This is a genomic window from Chitinophaga sp. 22308 (genome assembly GCF_052045305.1).
In the GTDB taxonomy this organism is placed as follows: Bacteria; Bacteroidota; Bacteroidia; order Chitinophagales; family Chitinophagaceae; genus Chitinophaga; species Chitinophaga varians_A.
In genome coordinates, this window is sequence record NZ_JBQEOP010000009.1 from 145,605 (window position 1) to 155,241 (window position 9,637).

8 protein-coding genes are annotated in these 9,637 nt (G+C 49.0%); 4 read left to right on the forward strand and 4 right to left on the reverse strand.

What is annotated here, in order from left to right:
* Nucleotides 1-184: 184 nt before the first annotated feature.
* Nucleotides 185-1,306, forward strand: coding sequence for a hypothetical protein (locus tag ACTJJS_RS30705; RefSeq protein WP_440667593.1), 1,122 nt, complete (start codon nucleotides 185-187; stop codon nucleotides 1,304-1,306).
* Nucleotides 1,307-1,457: 151 nt separating this feature from the next.
* On the opposite strand, the gene ACTJJS_RS30710 is transcribed toward ACTJJS_RS30705, so the two are convergent.
* Entirely contained in the window at nucleotides 1,458-2,282 is an 825-nt protein-coding gene (locus ACTJJS_RS30710) for a M57 family metalloprotease (protein ID WP_440667595.1), read from the reverse strand.
* A gap of 505 nt (nucleotides 2,283-2,787) precedes the next feature.
* Between ACTJJS_RS30710 and ACTJJS_RS30715 the strand changes: the two genes are divergently transcribed.
* Nucleotides 2,788-3,600: a pseudouridylate synthase gene (locus tag ACTJJS_RS30715; RefSeq protein ID WP_440667596.1), complete on the forward strand. Its 813-nt coding sequence runs from the start codon at nucleotides 2,788-2,790 to the stop codon at nucleotides 3,598-3,600.
* A gap of 162 nt (nucleotides 3,601-3,762) precedes the next feature.
* The gene (locus tag ACTJJS_RS30720) at nucleotides 3,763-5,598 is read left to right on the forward strand and encodes a M57 family metalloprotease (RefSeq protein WP_440667598.1); all 1,836 of its coding nucleotides are present in this window, start codon (nucleotides 3,763-3,765) and stop codon (nucleotides 5,596-5,598) included.
* Nucleotides 5,599-5,674: 76 nt separating this feature from the next.
* On the opposite strand, the gene ACTJJS_RS30725 is transcribed toward ACTJJS_RS30720, so the two are convergent.
* Nucleotides 5,675-6,082, reverse strand: a complete 408-nt coding sequence (locus ACTJJS_RS30725) for a RidA family protein (RefSeq protein WP_440667599.1) — start codon at nucleotides 6,080-6,082, stop codon at nucleotides 5,675-5,677.
* Nucleotides 6,083-6,171: 89 nt separating this feature from the next.
* Nucleotides 6,172-7,293 (reverse strand): oxidoreductase, encoded by a 1,122-nt coding sequence (locus ACTJJS_RS30730; protein WP_440667600.1) that lies wholly within the window; start codon nucleotides 7,291-7,293, stop codon nucleotides 6,172-6,174.
* A gap of 377 nt (nucleotides 7,294-7,670) precedes the next feature.
* Here ACTJJS_RS30730 and ACTJJS_RS30735 point away from each other — a divergent pair, with 377 nt between their 5' ends.
* A complete protein-coding gene (locus ACTJJS_RS30735; RefSeq protein ID WP_440667602.1) occupies nucleotides 7,671-9,278 on the forward strand; it encodes a right-handed parallel beta-helix repeat-containing protein in 1,608 nt (535 codons plus the stop codon).
* A gap of 13 nt (nucleotides 9,279-9,291) precedes the next feature.
* On the opposite strand, the gene ACTJJS_RS30740 is transcribed toward ACTJJS_RS30735, so the two are convergent.
* Nucleotides 9,292-9,474, reverse strand: a complete 183-nt coding sequence (locus ACTJJS_RS30740) for a hypothetical protein (protein ID WP_168873885.1) — start codon at nucleotides 9,472-9,474, stop codon at nucleotides 9,292-9,294.
* Nucleotides 9,475-9,637 lie beyond the last annotated feature (163 nt).

The window sequence follows — 9,637 nt, forward strand, 5'->3', positions numbered from 1 at the left end:
ACAGGATGAATATAAATATATTGTCTGATACCGTCTCCCTACTACTCCTATAAAATAAAAATATTTTTTAATCTGAATTATTACCGCAGTTACGCACGGTAACTTCATAGCTCAACCTATCAATCTTTAGCAAAACAACTGATCACTCGAAACCCGATTTTTTAAATTCCCACAAGACAAAGTTATGAGCATTAATTCCCTCTACGTTGCGGGCGGCGTTGCCGTAGTCCTGCTGTTTGGCGCCTGTACCAAACAATTGAAAAACGATGTTAACGGTCCTTCTGACGCTTCCAAAAACCTCACTGCAGATGTAGCTGCGGCACCTGATCCGGACGGATTGAAACTTCACACATTTTTGAGAGCCAACGGGCCGGCGTATGAAACATATACAGTCGACCTTCAGGAGAACGCCACCTTTACCACCAAAGGCGGCCGGAAATATACCATTTCCCGCAACTCCCTGGTAAGGCCTGACGGCAGCCCTGCTACCGGCCCTATCACGATCTCTGTAAAAGAAATCAGCAATGCCTCCGGCATGATCTTCGCAGACAGGCCTACCGCCACCAACACCGGTGCGCCGTTGGAGTCTTTTGGCGAATTTTTCGTTTCCGCCCAGCAAGGCAGCACGCCGCTGCGGTTGCGTAAAGACAGCGCCATCAATGTTCAGGCCCCTGCCAAAGTAGGCGACCAGCGTATCCCGATGTGGAACGGTGACACCTCCATTACCATCACCACCAGCGGTTACAATTATGTGAACCAGCTGATTACCCTGTCAACCACCATCAGCGCCAACAAAGGCGTAGACTGGCAGCAGGTGACCAATCCAGCTTCCGCCTATGCCCTGTTTGACGGCACCAATGGCACCCTTAATTTCAGACTGGACAGCCTGATCAAATGGACCAACTGCGACAAGTTAATGAGTCTTCCGAACCCTAAAACTACCGTACTGGCCTATTTCAGCTCCAACTACAATCCGGCCACCGGCACCAGCTTTAGCGGTGAAGAGCCTACTATGCTGTATTTCAAACCTACCGGTGTGAACAGCATCATCAAATTTTACAATACCATCTTCACTCCGCCTGCGGGCTTTGAAGGTTTCCTGAGCTATCAGAACGCCATCCCTGTAGGACAGAAAGGCACTTTCCTCGCTATCTCTTCTATCGGCGGTCAGTTTTATGCCGAACAGAAAACCGTAACGATCGGAGCGCCTGCTGCCGGCACCAATTACACTACCGTAACTTTCAACCCGGCCCCTGTCAGCGCCAGCACGCTTGTTTCGCTGATCAACAGCATGAACACCAAATAATGGCACATCATAAAACAGCCGTTAACAGGTTGATTAACGGCTGTTTTGTGATCTGTTTTTTTGTCATTTTAATTTAATACAGAAAGGGTTGCACCGCACAATAACCGCGGTGCAACCCTCCTTTTTTCATGCATGTACGATAAGCGATGGATTAACGATAAAGGTAATTCAATGCAATGATGTCATTGGAATTGAAAGTGCGGTTGCCGCCATTGGAGCAGGCAAGCATCCAGGAGTTTGGATCAGGGTCGCTGGGGGTGCCGGGCAGGTATACTGCGCCTACGCCGCCATCGCCTTCATCTATCGGATCACCGCCGCAGCTGTAGGAACGGTCCATATAGTCAGTATGGCGCATACCAATGCAATGTCCGATTTCGTGCTGGATCACGGAGCCCACGTACTGTACGTTCGGGTTGCTGCCGTACGCGTAGGGGTGGGTATTCATTTCAATCAGGTTAAACGGATCTCCCGCATCGGTAGGGAAACCGGACGACCCCAAAGTAATATAACCGCCGCTAGGCCCTTCATAGAAACCCTGGATGGTAATATCGGCGCTACCGCTGGTAATGCGCTGGAAGCGGATGCGCAGGCCCAATGCATTGTAACGTTGGATGGCCAGGTCGGTGCCTTGTACGAAAGCGCTTCCCAGGCTGACCACTTTCACGGTGATCACGCGGGGCAGGGCCACTACCAGGTTATTGGTGGAATACTGTTCTGTTTTGGCAACCCTTACTTTAGTGTTTTGGGCTTTCCGGCTGAGGTCTTTTGAACTAAGGAAAATATCTCCTTCCACGAGGTAACCGTCTTTTACGGCGTGTACGTTCGAGGTGCTGAAGCCTTTTGCTTTGATTTGTGCCAGTACGTCGCTGGAGATGTTGGGTTTATCATTGCTGCCCTGGTTGTTGTCTTTCCGGCAGGAAGTCATAAGTGAACCGGCCAGCAGGCAGATCAGAAAAAAAATTGCTTGATTTTTCATCGGTTGAGATTTTGGGTTTTTGGATTTTAGATGGTTATCGTGTCTGCATGAAAAATAGATGTCACTATAGTTGTGTTTGACAACTAACGTTAAAGCATACACGCACATAAGCGGACAGAAAAATCCTGGCTACTCACCGGCAAACAAGACCGTCATGGACTTTCTGCTATGTACGTTTAGAATGAATGGACAGACGGGCTCTCCAGTGTATCAGGTTTTAAAAGCGGGTTACTCAGATTTGCTTAAAGATTATGGCTCGTCGTTTGGGTTTCTATCGTGTTTACTTATCAATATTACAGCTTTCTCATTACTGAAAAAAAATATTTTAAAATGGTCCCCGTCCATCTTCTTAGTAGTGCAGCAGCAGTCTGCTGTGTTACTTTATATCCTCATTTAAGCCAACTTTAATCGCTTTTTAAGTACTTTTTAATTTGATCACGGTCACTTACCTTTGCGTCTTTTTAAGCCACCCTGTCAAGGCTGGCACTATGCCACAAGCGTATATATGACCGACGTAGAAGACGATGATCACTCCTTTGTAGCAGCACAGGAACAACAAGCGGGCACTGCCTTCCGTCCTTTTGCTGACCAGGACGCCGCCAGGTCGATGGCCGGAACACTCACCTTTAACCAGGATGAAGACATCCATCCGCTTTGCGAAATAGCGGTTACAGAACTTCAGCAACATCTTGCCGGACAAAATGAATGGATGCATAATTTCGGCCTGGACGACAAAGGCCATGGCGCCGTTATTGGCAAAATGTTCGGCATACTGATCGTACAGGACCAGGGCGGAACACTGGGCTACCTGTCGGCATTTTCCGGCAAACTGGCCAATGGCAATCATCACAACAGGTTCGTGGGACCGGTATTTGACGCGCTTACAACAGGCAGTTTCCTGAATACCGGCATGGTCCGTTTATCAGAAATCAATCGCGAAATTGCCGCACTCTCCGAAGAAGACGCCACCCTTCATCATCCTGCCATCACTCAGTTGAAAGCATTGCGCAAAGCACATTCCACCGGGCTGCAACGACGACTCCTGGAACAATACAACTTCAGCAACAAGGCCGGCCATCTGAAAAACATGGTGGATATCTTTACTGCTCACGGATATAAACAACCGCCCGCAGGCGCCGGAGAATGTGCAGGCCCCAAACTACTGCAACACGCCTTTCGCCACCAGATGGAACCGTTGGCCCTGGTGGAGTTCTGGTGGGGCTTATCTCCCAAATCGGCCACCTGGCAACATGGCGCCTATTACAAGCCATGCAGGGAAAAATGCGCGCCGATACTGGATTATATGTTGAGTGAGTGAGTAACCACCGGTAAGTCCGGAAAAGATCTCTTTACATTGAAGCGGCAATGCAGCGGCTGTTTTTATTTTTACCTAAAACTATTGCGCCATGTAAACCCGGGCATTGCCCCCTATATCCCTGCTATATTATCTGTACTTTTTCTATAACCCAAAATCATCAACATGCTACATCCTATCCGACTTTTCCGGACAGTCCTCTGTCTGTTTGTTGTCGTGTCTGTGCTGGTATCCTGTAAAAAGGAAAATGCCCCGGACGACGCCGGCAGCAAGCCCTCCAATGAATTGCTCCAAAAAATAAAAGCAGCCGGGTACAGCACCAATGGTATCATAAAGGTTGACGGCGGCTATATCGTGGAAGGAGATATTTTTATCAATGAAAGAGAAATCGACCGCCAGGTAACTTCATCCCGGATAAGAATTGCCCAATCAGAGCAATACCGCACCAACAACCTGATCAGCATTCCCGGAGGCCAGCGGGAAATTACAATTTCCGTTACCAACCTGCCGCCTGCCTATGTTGCTGCAGCAGACGAGGCGATCAAACGTTACAATGACCTGAACCTGCGCCTTACCTTCAGAAGAGTGGCCAGCGGCGGCAACGTAGATGTCCAGAATGCCAATCTGGGTACCGGTGTATTGGGCCGGTCTGCCGGCTTCCCTGATGCACAGGGCAATCCACCCAGTCCCATCCTGTTGAATGCAGGATATATCGGCAGCAGCCCCGACCCCGGTTTTCTGGCAACACTGTTCGCACATGAAATAGGGCATACCATCGGGTTGCGGCACACCGATTATTTCAATCGAAGCTACAGCTGCGGCTTCTCTAATCCCAATAATGAAGGAGATGCCGGCGTTGGCGCAATTAACATCCCCGGTACGCCTACAGCGGAAGACCCCAACAGCTGGATGTTGGCGTGTACCTCCACCACCACGAACAGGCCATTCAACACGAATGACCGGATTGCGCTACAAGCACTATATGGCACACCTCCTGAAGTGGGTATCGGTGGATATGATCTCCTGTCACAGCGTGACCTCTCTTTTGCGTTTGACTATACCAGCAGTGGCAAAGCCGACCACCTCGTATTGTACAGGCCCGGCGATGGCGTACTGTACATCCTCAAAAATAATGGAGGCAACTTCACCCAGGCATTCGCTTCCCATCAGGGTATTGCCGGCTACAACCTCATGTCAGCCGACGACCGGGTGATACCGTTTGACTATACCAGCAGCGGCAAAGCCGATCATCTCCTGTTGTACAGGCCTGGCCAGGGAGTCATCTACATACTGAAAAACGACAACGGCAATTTCTCCCAGGTGTATGCCTCTCATCAGGGCATTGCCGGCTACAACCTCATGTCGGTCAAAGACCAGATTATTGCTTTCGATTATAACCACAGCGGCAAGGCTGACCACCTGGCGTTATATCGCCCTGGCGACGGCGTGCTGTATATCCTCAAAAACGACAACGGCAATTTCTCCCAGGTATGGGCCTCCCACTCGGGTATAGCAGGATATGACTTACGTTCCAATGATGATAAGATAGTGGCATTTGACTACACCGGCACAGGCAAAGCGGATCATCTGGCCTTGTACCGTCCGGGACAGGGAGTGCTGTACATCGAGCAAAACGTCAACGGTACTTTCAGTGAAGTATTTTCATCTCATTCAGGTGTAGCTACCTATGACCTGCAGTCTGCTACTGACAGGCTGTTTCCATATGACTATACCAATAGTGGCAAACAGGACCATCTGGCATTGTATCGTCCGGGGCAGGGTGTATTGTATGTGATCAAAAACACCAATGGCACTTTTCAAACGGTATACTCAACCCAACAGGGACTAGGTGGTTACAACCTGCAATCCACGGATGATAAGGTATTCCCGTTTGACTATCTGAGCAATAGCAAAAACGGCCACCTCGTATTATACCGGCCGGGCGCAGGGGTACTGTATATACTACAGAACAATAGCGGCAATTTCACCAGGGTACGCTGATAGCCGCCTACCATAACAAACAATAAATAAGCAGTGACAGAAATATCCTGCCACTGCTTATTTATTGTTCCGATCTTTACTGTTTCCATTCCGCCGCTTCATCAGCCACGGCCACCGCCTCTATTTCTATCAGCGCGTCAGGAGAATAAAGGGATGACACTTCCAGTATAGTGTCTGCCGGGTACGGCGCTTTAAAATATTTTCCCCTTAACGCTACGATCTTGTTAAAGTTGCCCATGTCTTTCAGCAGGATAGTCACCTTTATTACATTTTTAAGGCTGGAACCACCGGCTTTCAATACCTTCTCCAGATTCTCAAACGCTTTATCGGCCTGCTTGTCGAAATCACCGATACCTACCAACTGGCCACTGTCGTCGATGGCGGTTTGTCCGGAAATAAACAGGAGATCACCGGCGCGATAGCCCTGAGCGAGACGAAAAGGTTGATATGGGTCGGGATTGATTTTTATTTGTGAGATTTTCATTTTATTGTTTTTTAATTGGTGAGATGAATTTTTTGATTGCGCTGACACGCATAAGCTGTATAAGCTGACGAGCATTAAAAAAAGTGTTTTCATGATATAGCGGGGTGAATGGAGGTAATAATTTGATTGGTGTGACTGATGGTGGCTTCCGGCCAAAGCATATCAGGATGAAAAGCCAGGGGCGATGTTCCGTTCAGCATATGCAGGGGCCACGCCGGGTCTGCCAGGGCAGCCTTTCCGATGGAGATCAAATCAGCATGGGATGCTTCAATCACTCTGGCAGCCCTCGCCGGTTGGTGCATGCCACCGTTGGCGATGACCACGCTGCCGGTTATTTGTTTGGCGAGTGCGGCATACGAAGTGCCATCACTGTAGAAGCTGTCCCGCTCCCACTCCCCGCTTTGCACGGCGATATGAACAAAATCAGGCGCTGCTTTTCTCACTTCCCCCAACACCCCGACGGCCATATCGGCACCGTCTTTCCAGCGGTATTTGAGGTCATTCACCTTTCCTTCCGACAAGCGTATGCCTACCAGGAAATGTGCCGGCACCACCGCCCTGATGGCCTGTATAATTTCAGCAGAAAGGCGGAAACGATTGCTGGTAGAGCCTCCATATTGATCCTGGCGGACATTTAGTTCCGGCGTCAGAAACTGGTCGAGCAGGTAACCGTTGGCCGCATGCAGCTCTACCCCGTCAAAGCCAGCGTCCATCGCCATCTTCGCGGCATTTACAAAACCTGTTTTAACGGCGTCGATATCATCCGCGCCCATGGTCCGGGGAAAAGGAAAAGCACCTGTGCCGCCGTATTGCGCCATTTTAACGCCTGCCGGCTGTATGGCCGAAGGAGCAATCGTATGCTGGAAATATTGCGACAACGCGCCGGCATGCATCAACTGTGCGACCATCAGTGAGCCATGCGCTTTCACCTGCGCCACAACCGGCTTCCAGGCATCGGCGTGCGCTGCATTGGCAAGCCCCGGCTGATGAGCATAACCGCGGCTGGCTATTTCATCGGTATAATTTCCTTCTGTGATAATCATGCTGAAACCACCTTTCGCAAAAGCGGTGTAGTAGGCTTCCATTTCTGCCGTGGCCCGTCCTTCTTCGGTGGCACTTATGCGCGACATAGGCGCTACAACCAGCCTGTTTTTCATTGAGTGCCCCGGCCATGGCAACGGCCGGAATATCGGGTGTTTTGTCATCTCCATAAGTAAGTAATTATGGGCACAAAACTATTTCATCCGCTTTTGCGGCAAGTTCAACTACTATAATAAATGAAGTTAAACTACTTTAACCTTCATGATCACTCCGGCATACCGATTAATATCTGCTTAAAAAAAACCTTCCTGATATAAATATTTCATTTTATTTGTACCTTACTTCCATAAACCTGTCTGAAGAACCGTGACTGTAGTGTAGATTATCCTTAATACCTGTTGTACTGAGCAAAAAGAGGCCTGATAACCAGGAAAAATTGCCACCTGGACGAAAAAAGGAAGTACAGGCCCATGATGCATTTGTCAAATCATTTGTTGGACACTAAAAGTATTTAACCAGTCCAAACCATGTCAATTAATCAATTCCTATGAGAAAATCTGATTTACCGCTGCAAAAGATCTGCAGATCTTTCATTCTTTTATGTATCCTCGCCACCGGATGCCACAAGCCGGGTACAGGCGGCAAAGATGGCCCCGAAGGGCCCGGCGATACGGACGCCAATATATGGCCGTCATCGCCACCTGCCGAAGTTTGTGGCAACACGGCATTGCTGACAGGACCTAATGCTGCGCCGGCGGGGGCGATAACAGTGCCGGCAGGCGATAACAGCAAATTCGACTTTGACCGCAAAGGAGCCACCTTCTGGCTGGCGCCCGGTGTACACACACTCAGCAACAATCCCCTGAGCCAGATCATACCTGCCGACAGTACTACATTTATCGGCGGGCCGGGAGCCATTCTGGACGGCCGCAATATCAACCAGTATGCTTTTACCCAGCGGGCTTCCAACGTAACGATCCGTTATCTTACCATCCGTAATTTCGTGGCGCCCCGCGACGAAGGCGTGGTAAACCATGATGCAGGCGACAAATGGACCATTGAGTACAATACCATCAGCAATAACAAGGGCGCAGGCCTCATGGCAGGTCCCAATAACGTGTACCGTTATAATTGTATAAAAGACAATGGTCAATATGGTATCAACTCCTGCTGTGGAACAGAAACAAACGAAATCGTAAATTTTGTGCTGGACCATAATGAAATCACCGGTAACAATACCGATGACTGGGAAAGCAAAATCGATGGCTGTGGCTGCACCGGCGGGGTAAAATTCTGGATCAACAAAAACACCACCGTCACCAATAACTGGGTGCATCATAACAAGGGAGTAGGCTTATGGCTGGACAATAACAACCGGGGCTTCGTGATCGAAAACAATTACATCAATGACAATGACGGAAACGGATTAATGATAGAAGCTGGATATGATGCCCGCGTACGTTTCAACAACTTCAAAAAGAACGCTATTATCGCCGGCATGGAGAGCGCCCGTAAAGGGGATTATTTCCCGGTACCGGCTATATACATCTCCGAAGCTGGCAGTCCCCGCGGGTTTAACCTAAAAACTTCCCCCATGCTGATCAGCAACAATAACTTTGAAAATAACTGGGGCGGCGTGGTACTCTGGGAAAACTCCAACCGGTACAGCGGCTCCAGCGCCAATACCCACCAGGCAGGCACTATCAAAATGAAAAGCCTGTACGATGACTCCCCCTGCCGGTCTGGCCTGCCGGACGTGATCCCAGGCAGCCTTCCGGATAAATTTGTTTGTCGCTGGTCTACCGAAAACGTGGTGGTGGAGAATAACGAATTCAGAATAGACAAGGCCGTACTGGGATGCAGCGGCGGAAACTTCTGCGGCATCAACGGGATATTTTCAGTGTACGGCAGTTATCCTGAATTCAGTGGTTACCAGATCCCCTGGCGCATCACCTTTCAGCAAAACAATATCTTCCGTAATAATCACTACTACGGCGACTGGCAATTTGCCGGGTTTGAAGTGACTGCCCCTGACGGCTCCCGCGTATCCTGGAGCGACTGGACAGCCCCGGCACCTCCGGTACCGGACAAGCCCACCACCAACAACCGTCCCAAAACATTCGGACAGGACAAAGGCAGCACCTATGTGAAATAAAACAGGTTTATTGTTATTGTTTTTTGGGTCTTTTCACCAGGAAAAAAATACAACCAACAAAAACGATCAGGTAAACGATAGCCAGAGCAGGCTTTTCAAACTTAAAATGTTGAAAGTCGAATTGCTTATACAATGCCGCCCCCAGAATGATGGCTACAATTAACAGTACAGGTGACAGTCCTTTTTTATTCTCCATAGATTTAATGTAATACTACAATACTAAAACAGCTTCAGATCTAAAAACGGGACAAACCGGTATATCCGGTTTGTCCCGTATGGTGACCCTATAGGTACAAAATTCAAATCAATTAATCAAAGATAATCTCCCTGCAGTAATTATACAAGCCATATCATTCGAG